This is a genomic window from Streptomyces sp. NPDC016851 (assembly GCF_055562795.1).
Map to the genome: position 1 here is coordinate 243,739 of NZ_JBVHEP010000009.1, position 18,229 is coordinate 261,967.

Consider the following 18,229-nt stretch of genomic DNA (forward strand, 5'->3'; position numbering starts at 1 on the left):
TCGCGTCAGTCCTCGGAGCCTTCGGAGTCTTGAGAGCCTTGGGAGTTTTCGTCCTCCGGCTCATGCGGCGGGCGGACGACGACCTTCCCGGACGACAGGTCTATCGGCCCGCGTCCGGGATCGGCGTCCCCGGTGTCCTGCCGGGTCAGCTCCAGGCGGTTCTGTTCGTCTCGGGTGTGTTTGCGACCGGGTGCGAACAGTTCCTCGAACATGTTGAACACGGAGCCTCCCAGGGCCGCGACACCCCCGATGTCCTTTACAGCGTATACCTCACCCTGCGGCACCGGGCATGACGGATTCGGCCGGGAACAGCCCCAGCCGGTGCGCCACCGCCGCCGCCTCGCCGCGCCCTGAGACGCCGAGCTTCGCCAGGATGTTGGAGACGTGGACGCTCGCGGTCTTCGGGGAGATGAAGAGCTCCTCGGCTATCCGGCGGTTGGTGTGACCGGCGGCGACCAGGCGCAGCACGTCCCGTTCCCTGCTGGTCAGGCCGAGGGCCTCGGCGGGGTCCGCGGGAGCGGGGGCCGGTTCCGCGGCGGGCGTCAGCGGCAGTCGGGCGCGCTGGGCGAGCGCGGTGGCGGCGTCGGCGAGCGGCCGGGCCCCGAGGTGGCGGGCGACGGCGTGGGCGAGGCGGAGCAGTTCCGTGGCCCGGTCGCGCTCGTCGGCCGCGCCGCCGCCCGTCAGCAGCGCCGCGGCCAGGCGGTACCGCACGCGGGCGAGGTCGTAGGGCCGCTCCAGGGGTTCGAAGGCGGTGACCACCTCCGACCAGATCTCCGGGGCGCTCCGGCTTCCGGTGCCGTGGAATGCGGCGCGGTGGAGTCCGGCGCGGTGGAGTTCGGCACGGACCCACTTCTCGTGGGCGAGCCAGACGGGGGCGTTCGTGGTGAGGCGTCTGACGGCCTCGAAGATGCTCTCCAGGGTCTCCTCGCGGCCGTCTTGCGCGGTCGACAGTGCCCGGGCGTCGGCCTCGGCCATGGCGGCTTCGAGCAGCAGCGGCCAGGCGTAGCGCTGGGTGCCCGGCGGGAAACCGGACTTCAGGGTGCGGGCCAGTTCGGCGCGGGCGTCGGCCAGACGGCCCTCGGCGACGGCGAGCTGGAGGGTGAGGCAGGCGATCGGGAGGTCGTGCTGCGGCATGGGATCGTGCGGGCCGTAGGACGCGCGGCTCTCGGCGAGATGGCGAGCCGCCTCGGGCACCCGGCCGCGGGCGAGCGCGAGGAACGCCAGGCTGTTGGCGCCCGAACCATACGGCGCGGCCGTCTGCCCGCGCCGCTGGGCGTTGACGGCCGCCTCGGCCGCCTCGTCCCAGCGGCCCAGGGAGATGAGCGACTCGGCGAGGTTGCCCCAGACCCAGCCCTCGGCCTCCCGCAGGCCCATCCTGCCGGTGAGGCGCAGGCCCTCGCGCAGGACGTCCACGGACTCCTCGGAGCGCCCGATGCCCTCCAGGGCGGAGGGCAGATTCACATGGCTGCGGCCCACGACCGCCGCGAGTCCCCGGGCCACGACCTCGTCCCTGACCTCGTACATGTGGGCCAGCCCGGCCTCGATCTGCCCGGCGTCGATCATGAGGCCGCCGAGGGTGAGCCGGGCGTTGGACTCGATGTCGTCGGCGCCCACCATGCGCGCGTACTCCACCGCACGCTCGGCGGCCGTCAGGGCCTCGGGGCCCGGCTGGCGGAGCATCGACCAGTGGGCGACCGTCGCGAGCACCTCGGCGTGCACCTCGGACGGCGGCAGCCCGCGGACCAGGTCCTGCGCGGTGGCGATCTCCTTCCAGCCGTCACCGCGGGCGAGCCGCTGCACCAGCCGGGAGCGCTGGATCCAGAACCAGGCGGCGCGCAGGGGGTCGTCCTCCTCGTCCAGCTGGCGCAGCGCCCGCTTGGTGATCTTCAGGGCGCTCTCACGCTCCCCGCAGAGCCGTCCGGCGACGGCCGCCTCGGCCAGCAGGTCGAGATGGCTCAGCGCGGTGGCCTCCGGACCGCCGCAGGCCGGATAGACCTCGGCGTAGTCGACGGGGCGCAGGGTCCGGCGTACGGCTTCGGGGGCGGTGTCCCACAGTTCCATCGCCCGTTCCAGCAGCCGCAGTTGCTCGGCGTAGGCGTGGCGGCGGCGGGCCTCGACGGCGGCGTCGAGGACGGCGGGCAGGGCCTTGGCCGCGTCGTGGGCGTGGTACCAGTAGCTGGCCAGGCGCGTCGCGTGCTGGTCGGCCGGGACGAGGGTCGGGTCAGTCTCCAGGGCTTCGGCGTAGCGGCGGTTGAGGCGGGAGCGCTCGCCGGGGAGCAGGTCGTCGCTGACGGCCTCGCGGACCAGGGAGTGGCGGAAGCGGTAGCCGTCGCCGCCGGGCGCGGGGGTGAGGATGCTGGCGTTCACGGCGGCCCGCAGCGCCTCGATGAGATCGTCCTCGGCGAGCCGGGCGACGGCGGCCAGCAGCCGGTACTCGACGGTGGAGCCGCCCTCGGCGACGATCCGGGCGACCTGCTGGGCGGTCTCGGGCAGCCCCTCCACCCGGACGAGCAGCAGGTCGCGCAGGGAGTCGGTCAGCCCCGTGCGGCAGCCCTCGTGGGCGGAGACGGCGAGTTCCTCGACGAAGAAGGCGTTGCCGTCGGAGCGTTCGAAGATCGCGTCGATCTGGTCCGGGTCGGGTTCCTGGGCGAGGATGCCGGCGACCTGGCGGCACACCTCCTCGCGGTTGAAGCGGGCGAGGTCGATGCGGCGGATAGTGCGGAGGCGGTCGAGTTCGGCGAGCAGGGGCCTGAGCGGGTGACGGCGGTGGATGTCGTCGGAGCGGTAGGTGGCGAGGACGACGAGGCGGCCGGTGCGCAGGGTGCGGAAGAGGTAGGAGAGCAGGTGCCGGGTGGAGGCGTCGGCCCAGTGCAGGTCCTCCAGGGCGAGGACGACGGTGTGCTCGGCGGTGACGCGTTCCAGCAGGCGTGCGGTGAGTTCGAAGAGGCGGGCCATGCCGTCCTCGTCGTGCCGGGCCGCCTCGCGGGCCGCGGCCGTGCCGATCTCGGGGAGCAGCCGGGCCAGCTCCTCCTCCTGCCCGGCGGCCGCGGCGGCGAACTGCCCGGGCAGCTCGCGGCGCAGGGCGCGCAGGGCGGTGGAGAACGGCGCGAACGGCAGCCCGTCGGCGCCGATCTCGACGCAGCCGCCGAGCGCGACGACCGCGCCCCGTCCGCGGGCCGCGGCGGCGAACTCCTCGACGAGCCGGGTCTTGCCGACTCCGGCCTCGCCGCCGATGAGCAACGCCTGGGGGTCGCCCGCGGCGGCACCGCCGAGCACCTCGTCGAGCAAGCCCAACTCGGCGTCCCGGCCGACGAACACGGGGCTGACGGACCTGGTCTCCACGGACCCGAGCATCGCATGCGGATCCGGCAGGACGGCACCGGTTTTGCCACGCCCGGGTCCGGGACCGGCCGCCGCGCCTACCCGGACTACCCCGGGACCGGCCGTCGGCCCCGTCCGGAGGGCCCCGGGACCGGCCGTCGCCCCTACCCGGACCGCCCCGGGACCGGCGGTCGCCCCCGTCCGGGCGGTCCCGGCGCCGGCATCTGCTTCCCCGCGGACCGCCGCCGCATCAGCAGCGCCGCCGGTCCTGATGGCCACCGCGTCAGCGACCGCCTCCGCCCGGACGCCCCCAGCACCGGCAACTGCGTCCCCGCGGACCGCCACCGCACCACCAGCCCCGTCCGTCCGGGCGGCTACCGCCGCGAGCGCGCCCATGCGGGCGATCGTGGAGGCGACCGCCCCCGCCCGGGCGCCCCCGAACCCGGCAGCCGCATCCCTGCGCACGGCCACCACATCAGCAGCCCTCTCCGTCCCGGCGGCCGCCGCATCAGCGACTGCCCCCGCCCGGACACCCCCGGGACCCACAGCCACCCCCACCCGGACGCTCCCAGCACCGGCAGCCGCATCCCCGCGGACCCCCGCCACATCAGCAGCCACATCCGTACGGGCGGCCACCGGAGCGGTGGCCGCCTCTGTGCGGGGGATCGCGGCGGCGGCCGGTCCCGCCTCCCTGTTCACGCGGCGCGGGCCGACCGTGGCCGGCGGAAGAGGCGTGTATGGCTCTCGTGCTCGGCGGAGCCTTCCGCCGCTTCGCGGCGGGCGGCGCGGCGGGCCCGGGCCGCCTCGCGGACCTGGCGCTCGTGGTCGGCGCGGCGGATGAGGTCGGCGGCGCGCAGCTGCTGGAGCTCGTACTCGTACATGGCGTGTCCTTGGTGAGAGGTCGGATGAAGGGGCTTCGCTTTCCGCGGTGCCTCTTCTGCGATGCCTCCACCTTCGTCTCCCAGGCCCGGCCGCCACATCGGGAGAGTTCCGCATCTTCGGGGGCGTGCGGGGCCTTAGACACGGCTGAGGGGCCTCAGGGAATCCGTAAGGTGCTCACGGATTCCCTAAGACCCCTCAGGACCTGCGGTGACTCAGCCCGCCGACGGCAGTCCGAGCAGGACGCCGGTGTACTTGAGGACGGCCAGGAACAGGCCGATCACCCCCAGCGCGACACCCGCCCAGGCGACCGACTTGATCCAGGGGGCCTGGACCCTGCCGGGCGTGCCGAACGCCGGCCGGGCGAGCGTCACGACGCCGACGACCAGCGCGAGCAGCGCGAAGAAGCCGCCCCACAGGGCGGTGGTCTGCCAGGCGTCGCCGTAGACCGCCTGGATCTGCTTGGCCACGCCCGCGTTCTGTGCCGTCTCCAGCTGACCGATGAGGTTCTGCCGGGCGGCAGCCACCGTGCCGAGCCAGCTGCCGGTGAGCGAGACGACGCCCAGCGCGGCGGAGACCACGGCGGCAGCGCCCTGGCCGACGCCGGTGGGGCCCTCCTCCTTGGTCTCGGCGGTCTCGGCCGGGACCTCGGTCCGGGTCACCTCGTCGGACTTGGTGGTGTCCACCGCCTTCTCGTCGGTCGTGGCCTCGGTGGCCTCGGTCTCGTCCACTGCGTTCGTTGCCATGTGTCGCACCGTAGGGTCGCTGTCTGAGAAGTCTCTTAATGATCGTCGTGAGCGGCACGCGCGCGTGCGGCGCGCCACTCGGGCGCCAGCACCGACCAGACTTCGAGGTCGTGCCGTACGCCACCATAGGGGTGGGCCTCGCGCCGCACACCGTCGCGGGTCATACCGAGGCGCCGGGCGACGTTGAGGCTCGGCTCGTTGCCCGAGGCGGCGACCCACTCGATCCGGTGAATGCCGCGCTCCTCGACCGCCCAGTCGATGAGGACGCGCATCGCCCGGGTGACCAGACCGCGCCCGGTCCCGGCGGGCTCCAGCCAGCAGCCGACCTCGCAGTTGCCGCTCGCGGCGTCGAAGTTCAGGAACAGCACGCCGCCCACCAGCGTCCCCTCCAGCCACAGGCCGTGCAGGGACCCCGTGTCGGCGGCGCGCATGTCGGCGTAGAGCTGGAGCTTCGCACGGGCGGAGAGCAGGTCCGTCTCGGTCGTCCCGAACGGGATGTACTGCCCGATGAACTCCCGCCCCCGCTCCAGGTGCGCCAGGAACTCCCCGGCGTGCCAGGGCTCCAGGGGCCTCAGCTCGGCGTCGTCACCCAGGGATATCGCGTACATCCCGCTGCCGCTCCTCCTCCGCCAGGACGTCCGCCACCTCGGCGTCCGTCGCGGCGGCCAGCCTCTCATGGGCGGCTCGGGCCTCGGGCGGTTCGATGCTGATCCGCGGCAGGCGTTTGTCGAGCCAGCGGGGCAGCCACCAGTTGGCGCCGCCGAGCATGTGCATCAGGGCGGGGACGAGGAGCGTGCGCAGGACGAAGGCGTCCAGGGCGACGGCCGCGGCCAGGGCGATGCCGAACATGGCGATCACACGGTCGCCGCTGAGCACGAAGGCGAGGAAGACGGAGATCATGATGACCGCCGCCGAGTTGATCACCCGGCTGGTCTCGGCGAGGCCGACCCGGACGGCACGCCGGTTGTCGCCGGTCTCGAGCCACTCCTCGTACATCCGGCTCACCAGGAAGACCTGGTAGTCCATGGACAGGCCGAAGAGCACCGACACCATGATCACGGGCAGGAAGGGCTCGATGGGCCCCGCGCTGCCGAGGCCGAGCAGTTCGCTGCCCCAGCCCCACTGGAACATCGCGGTGACCACCCCGAAGGCGGAGGCCACGGCGGCGACGTTCATGGCGGCGGCCTTCAGCGGGATGCCGATCGACCGGAAGGCGAGCAGGAGCAGCAGACAGCCCAGGCCGATCACCACCCCGACGAAGAGGGGCAGCTTGGAGACGATGACGTCGGCGAAGTCGTCATAGCTGGCCGTCATGCCCCCGACCTGCGTGTCGAGGGACGTGCCCGCCTCGGCACGCGGCAGCACCTCCTCGCGCAGCCGGTCGACGAGGTCGCTGGTCTGCTTCGACTGCGGCGAGGACTCCGGTACGACGGTCAGGTAGGCGGTGTGACCGCCGGAGTCGAACGTCACCGGCGTCACCGAGGCGACGCCCTCGGTGGTCCGCAGCGTGGCGTCGAGGTTGTCCAGGGCGAGCTTGTCCTCGGCCCCGTCGACCTTCGTGACGAGGGTGAGCGGGCCGTTGACGCCGGGGCCGAAGCCGTCGGCGAGGAGGTCGTAGGCCTGGCGTGTGGTGGAGGTCTTCGGGTCGTTGCCCTGGTCGGAGGTGCCCAGGTGCAGCGAGAACGTGGGCAGCGCGAGGACGGCCATGACCACCAGGGCGACCGCTCCGAGCACCTTGGGGTGGCGCTCCACGAACGCCGACCAGCGGGCGGCGAAGCCGGTGGGCAGTTCGGGTTGGGGCCCGTGTTCCGCCAGGCGGCGGCGCTCGCGGCGGCTGAGCGCCCGCATGCCGATGAGGGACAGCAGGGCGGGCAGCAGCGTCACGGAGGCCGCGACGGTGAGGATCACGGTCAGGCCGGCCGCGAAGGCCACGCCGTTGAGGAAGCTCAGCCGCAGGATCAGCATGCCCAGCAGGGCGATGCAAACGGTGGCACCCGCGAAGACGACCGCCCGGCCCGTGGTCGCGACGGCGTTGGTGGCCGCCTCGGCGACGGACAGCCCGCGTTTCAGCCCGCGCCGGTGTCTCGTCACGATGAACAGCGCGTAGTCGATGCCGACGCCGAGCCCGATCAGCATGCCGAGCATGGGGGCGAAGTCGGCGACGGTCATCATGTGCCCGAGCAGCACGATCCCGGCGTACGCGGTGCCGACGCCGACCAAGGCGGTGGCGATGGGCAGCAGTGAGGCGGCGAGCGAGCCGAAGGCCAGGAACAGCACGACAGCGGCGACGACCACGCCGACGACCTCGGCGAGGTGCCCGCCGGAGGACTGGGTGAGCGCGACGGCGCTGCCGCCGAGCTCCACCTGGAGCCCGTCGGTCCGGGCGCTCTTGGCGGTGTCGACCACGGCCTGCGCCTCGGACCGGCTGATGTCCTCCGCCTGGCCGTCGAAGGTGACCGTGGCGTACGCCGTACGGCCGTCCGCGCTGACGCGTCCCGTGCCCGGCCCGTCGTAGGGGCTGGTCACGGAGGCCACGCCGGGCAGGTTCTCGACGCGTTCCAGGGCGCGGGTCATCGTCTGCTCGACGTCGGCGGCGCGGACGCTGCCGGACGTGGTGTGCCAGACGACGGTGTCACTGTCGCCGCCGAGCTGCGGGAAGCCCTCGTGCAACAGCTGGGTGGCGCGGCCCGACTCGGTGCCGGGGACCTGGTAGTCGTTCGAGTACGCGGAGCCGGCGACGGCGGCGCCCGTGGCCATCCCCGCGAAGGCGAGGAGCCACAGCAGAACGGTGACCAGACGGCGTCGGACACACCAGCGTGCGAGGGCTGCCACGAAACGTGCTCCCAGAGTGACTTTTTTGGATCTTTGACCGGGAGCAGTCGTCCATGAACTGAACAGCCCGCAAAGAACGCATGAGCAATGCGGAATCACTCTTACAGGCGTACGAGATCATTTGTCGGTTTCGTGGGCTTATTCACAGCGGAGTGATCAGCCGGACTGGCCAGTCGGATCGATCAGTCGGATTGATCAGTCGGACTGGTCCCCCAGCGCCATCACCATCACGCCGGCGATCAGCAGCCACAGCGCCCGCCGGGTGCGTCCCCGGGCGCCCAGCACGGCGGCGCCCGCGCAGACGGCCGCGCCGCCGGCGTACGCCGCCGGGACGAACGCCGGTGCGGAGCCGGTGAGGCGGAGCAGGGCCGCGGCCAGGCCCGCCAGGGTCAGCGCGGCGCCCGTACCCGCCGCCGTCCAGCGGGCCCGCCGCGCGTCCTCCGCCGGATCCTCGGCGTCGTCCGGTTCCAGTTCTTCGTCCGGCCCGGTGTCCTGCGCGGCGGCTGCCTCCGGGCCCGTTATCTCGGGATCGGTGTCGGAATCAGCGCGTCCACTCATGGCCGAGACGGTAGCGCGTCGGGCAGGGAAAACCGGGTGCGGGGCCGACGGGACGGCTGTTAGCGTCCGCGGGTCCGAGGAACGCCCGCGGCACCCCGCCGCCCGGCCGAAGCAGGTGCATTGTTTGACGGTCCGACCGAGCTCCGACGCATCCCCTTTCTTCCTCAAGGACTCAAGGAGCCCGTTCACCGATGTCGGACATCACTTCCCGGACCTCGAACGACCCCCTCACTGACCGCGCCGGCCACCCCCGCTACCCGCGCAGCAACCGCTACGACGCCCGCTGGACCATCGACAACCAGATGGGCCCGCACGCGCTGTGGCTGCTGGAGTGGCTGGCCCCGGCCCTGGGGCTCGACACCCTGAGCCCCGGCTCGCGCGTGCTCGACCTGGGCTGCGGCCGCGCCATGACGTCGATCTTCCTCGCCAGGGAGTACGACCTCCAGGTCACCGCCGCCGACCTGTGGATCAGGCCCGACGAGAACGCGGCGCGGATCGCCGAGGCCGGCGTCGCGGACCGCGTCCTGCCCGTGTTCGCCGAGGCGCACGACCTGCCGTTCGGCGAGAACAGCTTCGACGCGATCGTCTCCGTCGACGCCTACCAGTACTTCGGCACGAACGACCTGTACCTGCCCGAGCTGACGCGGCTGCTGAAGCCGGGCGGGCGGATCGGGGTCGTCGTACCGGCACTGCGCGAGGAGATCGACGGCACCGAGCCGCCGGAGCACCTGCGGCCGTACTGGGACCCCGGGTTCTGGTGCTTCCACACGGCCGCCTGGTGGCGGCGCCACTGGACCCGCAGCGGGGCCGTGGAGGTCGAGACGGCCGACTGGCTGGAGGACGGCTGGCGCGACTGGCTGCGGTGGAGCGAGGTCGTGGCCGAGGAGCACACCGACGAGTTCCACATCCGGATGGCCGGCCGGAGCGCCGAGATGCTGCGCCTGGACCAGGGCGCCACGCTGGGCTTCGTCCGGGTCGTCGGCCGTCGCTCGTAGGCACACACGCGCAGGGGGACGCACCGTTTCCGGTGCGTCCCCCTGCGGGGTTCGCGGGGGTCAGCCCTCGCTGACGCCCAGCTTCTGAAGGATCAGCTCCTTGACGCGGGCCGCGTCGGCCTGGCCCCGGGTGGCCTTCATGACCGCGCCGACCAGCGCGCCGGCCGCGGCCACCTTGCCGCCGCGGATCTTGTCCGCGATGGCCGGGTTGCCGGCGATGGCCTCGTCGACGGCGGCGGTGAGCGCGCCCTCGTCGGAGACGACCTTCAGACCGCGCTTGTCGACGACCTCGTCCGGGGTGCCTTCGCCCGCGAGGACGCCTTCGATGACCTGGCGGGCCAGCTTGTCGTTCAGGTCGCCCTTCACGACCAGCTCGGCGACCCGGGCCACCTGCTGCGGCGTGATCGCCAGCTCGTCGAGCGCCTTGCCCGACTCGTTGGCGCTGCGGGCCAGCTCGCCCATCCACCACTTGCGGGCGGAGGCGGCGTCGGCCCCGGCCTCGATCGTGGCGACGATGGGCTCCAGCGCACCGGCATTCAGGATCGCCTGCATGTCGGTGGCCGAGACGCCCCACTCCTCGCGGAGCCGGTTGCGGCGGACCAGCGGCAGCTCGGGCAGTCCGGCCCGCAGCTCCTCGACCCACTCGCGCGACGGGGCCACCGGGACGAGGTCGGGCTCCGGGAAGTACCGGTAGTCCTCGGCCTCCTCCTTCACCCGGCCCGAGGTCGTCGACCCCGTGTCCTCGTGGAAGTGCCGGGTCTCCTGGATGATCGTCCCGCCGCTGCTGAGCACGGCCGCGTGCCGCTGGATCTCGAAGCGGGCCGCGCGCTCCACGGACCGCAGCGAGTTGACGTTCTTCGTCTCGGAACGCGTGCCGAACTTCTCGGTGCCGTTCGGGCGCAGCGACAGGTTCACGTCGCAGCGCATCTGGCCCATCTCCATGCGGGCCTCGGAGACGCCGAGCGCCTTGATGACCTCGCGCAGCTCACGGACGTAGGCCTTCGCCACCTCGGGGGCGCGCTCGCCCGCGCCGACGATCGGCTTGGTGACGATCTCGATGAGCGGGATGCCGGCGCGGTTGTAGTCCAGGAGCGAGTGCGAGGCGCCGTGGATACGGCCCGTCGCACCGCCCACGTGCGTGGACTTGCCGGTGTCCTCCTCCATGTGGGCGCGCTCGATCTCCACGCGGAAGGTCTCGCCGTCCTCCAGCTGGACGTCGAGGTAGCCGTTGAAGGCGATCGGCTCGTCGTACTGGGAGGTCTGGAAGTTCTTCGGCATGTCCGGATAGAAGTAGTTCTTCCGGGCGAAGCGGCACCATTCGGCGATCTCGCAGTTCAGGGCGAGGCCGATCTTGATCGCGGACTCGACGCCGGTCGCGTTGACGACCGGGAGCGCGCCGGGCAGGCCGAGGCACACGGGGCAGGTCTGCGCGTTGGCGTCCTGGCCGAGGGCGGTCGAGCAACCGCAGAACATCTTGGTCTTGGTGCCGAGTTCGACATGGACCTCGAGGCCCATGACGGGGTCGTACGACGCGAGTGCTTCCTCGTACGACACCAGGTCGGTCGTGGTGGTCACGGTGAAACTTCCCTCTCAGCCCAGCAGGACGTCGTCGTCGCCCAGCCGCTTCAGCTCGCGGTACAGGATCGCGAGGCCGGTGACGATGGCGACGGCGGACACGGTGGCGTCGATCAGGACCAGGGTGTCCTGCTCGGCGCGGGCCTTCTTCAGCCGCTTGGCGACGCCGATCGCGCCGAACGCGGTCCCGGCCATGGACAGGTACGTGCCGGACCTGGACTTCTTGAAGCCCTTGGCCTTGGTCAGTGCACTCACAGCGACGGAGCCTCCTCGATCAGCGGGTGGCCCCACTTTTCCACGAAGGCGGCCTCGACGGCGGCGCCGACCTTGTAAAGACGGTCGTCCTTCATGACCGGGGCGATGATCTGCAGACCGACCGGGAGGTTGTCCTCCGGGGCGAGACCGCACGGCAGCGACATGGCCGCGTTGCCCGCCAGGTTGGTCGGGATGGTGCACAGGTCGGCGAGGTACATCGCCATCGGGTCGTCGGCGCGCTCGCCGATCGCGAAGGCGGTGGTCGGGGTCGTCGGGGAGACGATCACGTCGACCTGCTCGAACGCCTTGTCGAAGTCCTGCTTGATGAGCGTGCGGACCTTCTGGGCGCTGCCGTAGTACGCGTCGTAGTAGCCGCTCGACAGCGCGTACGTGCCGAGCATGATGCGGCGCTTGACCTCCGGACCGAAGCCGGCCTCGCGGGTCAGGGAGGTGACCTCCTCGGCGGAGTGCGTGCCGTCGTCGCCGGTGCGCAGGCCGTAGCGCAGGCCGTCGAAGCGGGCGAGGTTGGAGGAGCACTCCGACGGCGCGATCAGGTAGTACGCCGACAGCGCCAGGTCGAAGGACGGGCAGTCCAGCTCGACGATCTCGGCGCCCAGTTCCTTCAGCAGCGCGACGGACTCGTCGAACCGCTGGATGACACCGGCCTGGTAGCCCTCGCCGCGGAACTGCTTGACGACGCCGACGCGCATGCCCTCCACGCTGCCGTTGCGGGCGGCCTCGACGACCGGCGGGACCGGGGCGTCGATCGAGGTGGAGTCCAGCGGGTCGTGGCCGGCGATCACCTCGTGCAGCAGGGCCGCGTCCAGGACCGTGCGGGCGCAGGGGCCGCCCTGGTCGAGGGAGGAGGAGAAGGCGACCATGCCGTACCGCGACACCCCGCCGTACGTCGGCTTCACACCGACCGTGCCGGTGACCGCGGCGGGCTGGCGGATGGAGCCGCCGGTGTCGGTGCCGATGGCGAGCGGGGCCTGGAAGGAGGCGAGCGCGGCGGACGAACCGCCGCCGGAGCCGCCGGGGATCTTGGTCAGGTCCCAGGGGTTGCCGGTCGGCCCGTAGGCGCTGTTCTCGGTGGAGGACCCCATGGCGAACTCGTCCATGTTGGTCTTGCCGAGGATGACCACGTCGGCGGCCTTGAGCCGCTGGGTGACGGTCGCGTCGTACGGCGGGATCCAGCCTTCGAGGATCTTGGAACCGACGGTGGTCGGGATCCCCTCGGTGGTGAAGATGTCCTTGAGCGCGAGGGGAACGCCGGCCAGCGGACCGAGCTTCTCCCCCTTGGCACGCTTCTCGTCGACGGCACGGGCCTGGGCGAGCGCGCCCTCGCGGTCGACGTGCAGGAAGGCGTGCACCTTCTCGTCGACGGCCTCGATCCGGGCGAGGTGGGCCTCGGTGACCTCGACGGCCGTGAGCTCGCCGGAGGCGATCTTCGCGGCGGTCTCGGCGGCCGTGAGCTTGATGATGGGGCTGTCCGTCATGGCGGGTTACTCCTCCCCCAGGATCTGCGGCACCTTGAAACGCTGCTGCTCCTGGGCCGGGGCTCCGGAGAGCGCCTGCTCGGGGGTGAGCGAGGGACGGACCTCGTCCGGGCGCATGACGTTGGTCAGCGGGAGCGGGTGCGAGGTCGGCGGTACGTCTTGGTCGGCGACCTCGCTGACGCGGGCCACCGCGCCGATGATGTCGTCCAGCTGTCCCGCGAAGTGGTCGAGCTCTTCGGGCTTCAGCTCCAGACGCGCCAGCCGGGCGAGGTGGGCGACCTCCTCGCGCGTGATGCCAGGCATGCAGCGATCCTCTGGGGTGAGTGTGTGTGGTTCGGGCCTCGGGCCTGGCGTCACTTTCCCGTCGTCCGCCCCGGGGGCGGGCCGTGCGGCCTGAGGCGCGAGCGATCGCAGGGCGCCGGAGCGTCCTCGTGGCGGGGCCACGTGGACGATTCGGCAACGCGGCGAGCGTGCGTGCCAGGCGTCGCACGGCAGGCGGGAATGTGGCGCCAGGCCCTAATCCTATGGGGCGGGCAGGCGTGACCGTGAAACGGTTTGCCCGGCCCCCTGCGGCCCGGCCCGCCACAGCGGGGTCAGGTCCGGCCCCGAACCGGTCCGGGCCGGGGCCGAGGGGGTGTCCGCGAAGTCCCGTCGTCCGCCCGGAGGCGGGCCCTGCGGCGGGGGCGTGCCGGACGCCGCGGGGCAGGCGGGGCTTTGCGGACACCCCCTTGGGCCTGTTGCGAAAGTGCCGCCTGCCGCGCGGCGCCCGGCACGGCCGCCCTCCCGGCGACGACGTCCCTTTCGCAACAGGCCCTAGGCGATGCGGCCCGAGTCGTCCGCCGTCGCCGCCGGGAGGGCGGCCCGGGGGCGCTGCCAGCCGCGGGAGCCTCTGGCGCGGAGCCAGGCCGTGGTCTCCTCGGGGGGCATCGCGGCGGCGACCAGCCAGCCCTGGACGGCGTCGCAGCCGAGGTCGCGCAGGCGCTCCCAGGTCTCGTCGTCCTCGACGCCCTCGGCGACGACGAGCAGGCCGAGGGAGTGCGCGAGGTCGACCGTGCAGCGCACGATCTCCGCGTCCTCGTTGTCGACGGCGAGCCGGGCGACGAAGGAGCGGTCGATCTTCAGTTCGCTGACCGGGAGCTTGCGCAGGTGGACCAGCGACGAGTAGCCCGTGCCGAAGTCGTCCAGGGACATCTTCACGCCGTGCCCGGTCAGTCCGTTGAGGGTGTCGGCGGCGCGCTGCGGGTCCTCCAGGAGGACGTGTTCCGTTATCTCCAGTTGGAGCGCTCCCGCGGGGACGCCGTGCCGGGCCAGCCGCGCGGCGACCGAGCCGGCGAAACCGGGGGTGTGCACGTCACGCGGGGAGACGTTGACCGCGACCGGGACGAACAGTCCCTGGGCGCGCCACCGCGCGACCTGGCCGAGCGCGGTCTCCAGGACGTACTCGGTGAGGTGGGGCATCAGTCCCGACGACTCGGCGATCGCTATGAACTCGTCCGGCGGCACCTTGCCCCGCTCGGGGTGCACCCAGCGGACCAGGGCCTCCAGGCCCGCGACCTGTCCGTCGAAGCGGACCTTGGGCTGGTAGTGCAGCTCGACCTCGTGGGCGTCCAGCGCCCTGCGGAGATCTCCCAGCAGACCGAGCCGGTCCGGGGTGTTCGAGTCGCGCTTGGACTCGTAGACCTCCACGCCCGTGCGGTCCCGCTTCGCCTGGTACATCGCCACGTCCGCCCGCCGCAGCAGGCCCTCGGCGTCCAGGGCGTGGTCGGGGAAGACGGCGACCCCGGCGCTGGCCTCCAGGACGAGGGTGAGGCCGTCGAGGTCGAGCGGGGAGCTGAGCGCGGCGACCAGGTTGCGGGCGACCCGGGTCGCGGACGTCGTGGAGTCGGCGACCGGCAGTAAGACGGCGAACTCGTCCCCGCCGAGCCGCGCGGCCTCCGCCCCGCGCGGCAGCGCCGCCCGCAGCCGGTCGGCGATCTGGAGGAGCAGCCGGTCACCGGCGAGATGACCGAGCGTGTCGTTGACGGACCGGAAACGGTCGAGGTCGATCAGCATCAGGGCGGCGCGCGCGTCGATCCGCTCGGCGTCGTCCAGCGCTGTCCAGATGCGCTCCAGCAGCCACTGGCGGTTGGGCAGCCCGGTCAGCGGGTCGCGCAGCTGCTCCTCGGCCCGGGCCCGGGCTATCCAGAGCGTGGAGTCCAGGGCGATGAGGGGGATGGAGAACAGCGGCAGCAGGATCGGCTTGGCCATGGCCACCACGCAGACCAGCGGCGCGATGCCCAGCAGCGCGACCGCGACGAGGCCCTGTCTGACCAGGGCGGTGCGGGCGACGGTGGGCAGGCCGGGGCGCGGGGCGTGCAGGTACCACAGCAGGACGCGGGTGACCGCCAGGTAGGCGACGGCCACGAGGACCACCTCGGGTGCGGTGTAGAGCGTCCAGCTGTCCGGATCCGAGGGGGACTCGACGGACGGTACGGATCCGAAGACGCCCAGCACCAGGGCGCCGGCGCCGATGCCGAGGAGGTCGACCGCCCCGTGCAGGATGCCCTGGCGCCAGCGGTTGCGGCGGGCTATGCCGACCAGCACGACGACCGTGAGGCTGACCATGCCGGCCGGCAGCCAGCCGTACAGCAGCAGCACGGCCAGCGTGAGGGCGGCGCCCGAGCCGGTGCCGCCCCACCAGCGGGAGCGGCCCAGCATGACGAGGTGGCCGACGATGATGCCGGTCAGCACGGCCAGCGCCCAGCCGGCCGTGCCGGATGGGAAGAGCGCGTGACCGCCGGTGAAGGCGCGGTAGAAGCCGGCGCCCAGGACGAACCCGGCCGCCGCGACGACCGCCGCGGGCAGCGCGGGCCAGGACAGGTGCCGTTCGGGGTCCGCGTCCGCGCCGGTCAGGCCGGATGTGTGCTCGGTGCCCTGCTGTGCGGCGCCGCGGCCGTCCGCCGTGGCGCGCCCCCCGGAGGTGCGCCCGTCCCGGGTGTACTGTCCGACGGCGCGCACTTCCGTGCCCGGACGCCCCGCCGCCCGGCCCGTCCCACGGACTGCACGCCATACGACCGCCATGCGGCGCAGGCGCAGCCGTGAGCCCGGCACGGCGCTCTCGGTCGGTTCCATTCCCGTCCCTCTCACAGCCGGCGGTGCCCACGCCCCGCGGCCCGGTGCCCGACAATCCTTGGGCGGCCCGCGTTGGAAAACCCTTCCCCGTGCTCCGCGAACACGAAGATGCCCCGACCGCAGCTGGGCACGGCAGGCGCACATCTCAACAGTAGGCCGCAGAAGGCTTCCACGGGCAGCGGTCGCCGACGGTTGCCCGAATGCGCCCCGGCCACCCGTATGCATCTGGTATGCGCCGAACGGGTGGCCTTCAACCGCTACTCCTCGGCCGAAAGAGCGACTTCGGCCGCCGCGTCCGGTCCTTGGTCCAGCAGGACCTGGAATCCGTCCTCGTTCAGGACGGGGACCTTCAGCTGCATCGCCTTGTCGTATTTCGATCCCGGGCTGTCACCCACAACGACGAATGAGGTCTTCTTCGAAACCGAGCCGGTCACCTTCGCTCCGCGGCTCTGCAACGCCTCCTTGGCGCCGTCCCGTGTGAAGTGTTCGAGCGTGCCCGTGACGACGACCGTGAGCCCTTCGAGCGGGCGCGGCCCCTCGTCCTCGCCGGTGCTCTCCTCCTCCATGCGGACGCCGGCGGCCTTCCACTTTCGGATGATCTCGCGGTGCCAGTCCTCGGCGAACCACTCCTTGACGGCGGTGGCGACGATCGGGCCGACCCCGTCGGTGTTCTTCAGTTCCTCTTCCGTGGCCTGGTCGATGCGCTCGATCGAGCGGAACTCGCGGGCCAGCGCCTCGGCCGCGACCGGTCCGACGTGACGGATCGACAGACCGGTGAGGATGCGGGCGAGAGGACGCTGCTTGGCCCCCGCGATGTTCTCCAGCATGGCGAGCGCGTTCTTGCGGGGCTGGCCCTCCTGGTTGGCGAAGATCGTGGCGACCTTCTCCTCGCCGGTCTTCGGGTCGCGCTTGGGCAGACCGCTGTCCGGGTCGAGGACGTACGCCTTGATGGGCAGCAGCTGTTCGACGGTGAGGTCGAACAGGTCGCCCTCGTCCGCCAGCGGCGGGTCCTCGGGCTCCAGCGGCTTGGTGAGCGCGGCGGCGGCGACGTAGCCGAAGTGCTCGATGTCCAGCGCCTTGCGGCCCGCGAGGTAGAACAGGCGCTCGCGCAACTGGGCCGGGCAGGTGCGGGCGTTCGGGCAGCGCAGGTCGACGTCGCCCTCCTTCATCGGCCTGAGGGCCGTCCCGCACTCGGGGCACTCGGCCGGCATCACGAACTCGCGCTCGCTGCCGTCGCGCAGGTCGGCGACCGGGCCGAGGATCTCCGGGATGACGTCACCGGCCTTGCGCAGCACCACCGTGTCCCCGATGAGGACACCCTTGGCCTTGACCACGTCCTGGTTGTGCAGTGTGGCGAACTCGACCTCGGAGCCCGCGACCGTGACCGGCTCGACCTGGGCGTACGGCGTGACCCGGCCCGTGCGGCCCACGCCCACACGGATGTTGAGGAGCTTGGTGTTGACCTCCTCCGGCGCGTACTTGTAGGCGATCGCCCAGCGCGGGGCGCGCGAGGTGGACCCGAGGCGGCCCTGGAGGGGGATCTCGTCGAGCTTGACGACCACGCCGTCGATCTCGTGCTCCACGGAGTGGCGGTTCTCGCCGAAGTACGCGATGAACTCCCGTACGCCGTCGAGGCCGTCGACGACCTTGTTGTGCCGGGAGGTGGGCAGGCCCCAGGTCTTGAGCAGGTCGTAGGCCTGGGAGAGGCGGGTCAGGCCGGTGAAGCCCTCCAGGGCGCCGATGCCGTGGACGACCATGTGCAGCGGGCGGGTGGCCGTGACGCGCGGGTCCTTCTGGCGCAGGGAACCGGCCGCCGCGTTGCGCGGGTTGGCGAAGGGCTTGTCACCGGCCTCGACCAGACGGGCGTTGAGCTCCTGGAACTTCTCCATCGGGAAGTAGACCTCGCCGCGGATCTCCACGAGGTCGGGGACGGAGTCGCCCTTGAGGCGCTCGGGGATCTCCGCGATCGTCCGGACGTTCGGCGTGATGTCCTCGCCGGTGCGGCCGTCGCCGCGGGTCGCGGCGCGGGTGAGACGGCCGTGCTCGTAGGTGAGGTTCACGGCGAGGCCGTCGACCTTCAGCTCGCACAGGAAGTGGTAGTCCTGCTCGCCCAGTTCCCGGGCGATGCGCTCCGACCAGGCGGCGAGCTCCTCGTCGTTGAAGGTGTTGTCGAGGGAGAGCATGCGCTGGCGGTGCTCGACCGCCGTGAACTCCGTCTCGTAGGAACCGGCGACCTTCTGGGTCGGCGAGTCCGGGGTGCGCAGCTCCGGGAACTCCTCCTCCAGCGTCTCCAGGGAACGCAGCAGCTGGTCGAACTCCGCGTCGCTGACGACGGGAGCGTCCTTCACGTAGTAGCGGAAGCGGTGCTCTTCGATCTGCTCCGCGAGGCGCGCGTGCTTCTCCCGTGCCTCGGCGGGCACCGTCGTCGTCTCCGCTTGCTTGTCGCCGGCCACCGTGTCGT

General features: G+C 72.2%; 14 protein-coding genes. 1 reads left to right on the forward strand and 13 read right to left on the reverse strand.

The genetic code is table 11. The features are described from left to right. Positions 1–5 precede the first annotated feature (5 nt). The 7 genes from ACZ3I3_RS17110 to ACZ3I3_RS17140 form a co-directional block, all read right to left on the reverse strand. A complete protein-coding gene (locus ACZ3I3_RS17110) occupies positions 6–221 on the reverse strand; it encodes a DUF6191 domain-containing protein (protein WP_467365814.1) in 216 nt (71 codons plus the stop codon). A gap of 49 nt (positions 222–270) precedes the next feature. Next, entirely contained in the window at positions 271–3,354 is a 3,084-nt protein-coding gene (locus ACZ3I3_RS17115; RefSeq protein ID WP_467365816.1) for a helix-turn-helix transcriptional regulator, read from the reverse strand. Positions 3,355–4,016: 662 nt separating this feature from the next. Beyond that, complete coding sequence (locus tag ACZ3I3_RS17120; RefSeq protein ID WP_467365818.1) at positions 4,017–4,202, reverse strand: hypothetical protein; 186 nt, start codon at positions 4,200–4,202, stop codon at positions 4,017–4,019. Between the two features lie 213 nt (positions 4,203–4,415). Then, the gene (locus tag ACZ3I3_RS17125; RefSeq protein WP_467365820.1) at positions 4,416–4,946 is read right to left on the reverse strand and encodes a hypothetical protein; all 531 of its coding nucleotides are present in this window, start codon (positions 4,944–4,946) and stop codon (positions 4,416–4,418) included. A 35-nt stretch (positions 4,947–4,981) separates the two neighbouring features. Further along, entirely contained in the window at positions 4,982–5,554 is a 573-nt protein-coding gene (locus tag ACZ3I3_RS17130) for a GNAT family N-acetyltransferase (protein ID WP_467365822.1), read from the reverse strand. Continuing rightward, the gene (locus ACZ3I3_RS17135) at positions 5,532–7,778 is read right to left on the reverse strand and encodes an MMPL family transporter (protein ID WP_467365824.1); all 2,247 of its coding nucleotides are present in this window, start codon (positions 7,776–7,778) and stop codon (positions 5,532–5,534) included. Before ACZ3I3_RS17135 ends, ACZ3I3_RS17130 begins: the two co-directional genes overlap by 23 nt. A 195-nt stretch (positions 7,779–7,973) precedes the next feature. Further along, positions 7,974–8,336, reverse strand: coding sequence for a hypothetical protein (locus tag ACZ3I3_RS17140; RefSeq protein WP_467365826.1), 363 nt, complete (start codon positions 8,334–8,336; stop codon positions 7,974–7,976). A 191-nt stretch (positions 8,337–8,527) separates the two neighbouring features. Between ACZ3I3_RS17140 and ACZ3I3_RS17145 the strand changes: the two genes are divergently transcribed. Next, positions 8,528–9,331, forward strand: a complete 804-nt coding sequence (locus ACZ3I3_RS17145) for an SAM-dependent methyltransferase (RefSeq protein WP_467365828.1) — start codon at positions 8,528–8,530, stop codon at positions 9,329–9,331. A 60-nt stretch (positions 9,332–9,391) separates the two neighbouring features. On the opposite strand, the gene gatB is transcribed toward ACZ3I3_RS17145, so the two are convergent. The 6 genes from gatB to ligA form a co-directional block, all read right to left on the reverse strand. After that, positions 9,392–10,906 (reverse strand): Asp-tRNA(Asn)/Glu-tRNA(Gln) amidotransferase subunit GatB, encoded by a 1,515-nt coding sequence (gene gatB, locus ACZ3I3_RS17150; RefSeq protein WP_467365830.1) that lies wholly within the window; start codon positions 10,904–10,906, stop codon positions 9,392–9,394. 15 nt (positions 10,907–10,921) lie between these two features. Continuing rightward, entirely contained in the window at positions 10,922–11,161 is a 240-nt protein-coding gene (locus ACZ3I3_RS17155; protein WP_354746470.1) for a hypothetical protein, read from the reverse strand. Next, positions 11,158–12,657, reverse strand: a complete 1,500-nt coding sequence (gatA, locus tag ACZ3I3_RS17160; protein WP_467365832.1) for an Asp-tRNA(Asn)/Glu-tRNA(Gln) amidotransferase subunit GatA — start codon at positions 12,655–12,657, stop codon at positions 11,158–11,160. Before gatA ends, ACZ3I3_RS17155 begins: the two co-directional genes overlap by 4 nt. 6 nt (positions 12,658–12,663) lie before the next feature. Beyond that, on the reverse strand, positions 12,664–12,960 hold the full coding sequence (gatC, locus tag ACZ3I3_RS17165; RefSeq protein ID WP_004925108.1) for an Asp-tRNA(Asn)/Glu-tRNA(Gln) amidotransferase subunit GatC: 297 nt from the start codon (positions 12,958–12,960) through the stop codon (positions 12,664–12,666). Positions 12,961–13,470: 510 nt separating this feature from the next. Continuing rightward, positions 13,471–15,768 (reverse strand): putative bifunctional diguanylate cyclase/phosphodiesterase, encoded by a 2,298-nt coding sequence (locus ACZ3I3_RS17170; RefSeq protein ID WP_467365834.1) that lies wholly within the window; start codon positions 15,766–15,768, stop codon positions 13,471–13,473. 257 nt (positions 15,769–16,025) lie between these two features. Beyond that, the gene (gene ligA / locus ACZ3I3_RS17175) at positions 16,026–18,221 is read right to left on the reverse strand and encodes an NAD-dependent DNA ligase LigA (RefSeq protein WP_467365836.1); all 2,196 of its coding nucleotides are present in this window, start codon (positions 18,219–18,221) and stop codon (positions 16,026–16,028) included. Positions 18,222–18,229 lie beyond the last annotated feature (8 nt).

Bases quoted from the DNA above. Each gene is read 5' to 3' on its own strand.
- ACZ3I3_RS17140 (WP_467365826.1), bottom strand. From the start codon at position 8,336: ATGAGTGGACGCGCTGATTCCGACACCGATCCCGAGATAACGGGCCCG.
- ACZ3I3_RS17170 (WP_467365834.1), bottom strand. From the start codon at position 15,768: ATGGAACCGACCGAGAGCGCCGTGCCGGGCTCACGGCTGCGCCTGCGC.
- gatA (WP_467365832.1), bottom strand. From the start codon at position 12,657: ATGACGGACAGCCCCATCATCAAGCTCACGGCCGCCGAGACCGCCGCG.
- ACZ3I3_RS17115 (WP_467365816.1), bottom strand. From the start codon at position 3,354: ATGCTCGGGTCCGTGGAGACCAGGTCCGTCAGCCCCGTGTTCGTCGGC.
- ACZ3I3_RS17130 (WP_467365822.1), bottom strand. From the start codon at position 5,554: ATGTACGCGATATCCCTGGGTGACGACGCCGAGCTGAGGCCCCTGGAG.
- ACZ3I3_RS17145 (WP_467365828.1), top strand. From the start codon at position 8,528: ATGTCGGACATCACTTCCCGGACCTCGAACGACCCCCTCACTGACCGC.
- gatC (WP_004925108.1), bottom strand. From the start codon at position 12,960: ATGCCTGGCATCACGCGCGAGGAGGTCGCCCACCTCGCCCGGCTGGCG.
- ACZ3I3_RS17125 (WP_467365820.1), bottom strand. From the start codon at position 4,946: ATGGCAACGAACGCAGTGGACGAGACCGAGGCCACCGAGGCCACGACC.
- ACZ3I3_RS17120 (WP_467365818.1), bottom strand. From the start codon at position 4,202: ATGTACGAGTACGAGCTCCAGCAGCTGCGCGCCGCCGACCTCATCCGC.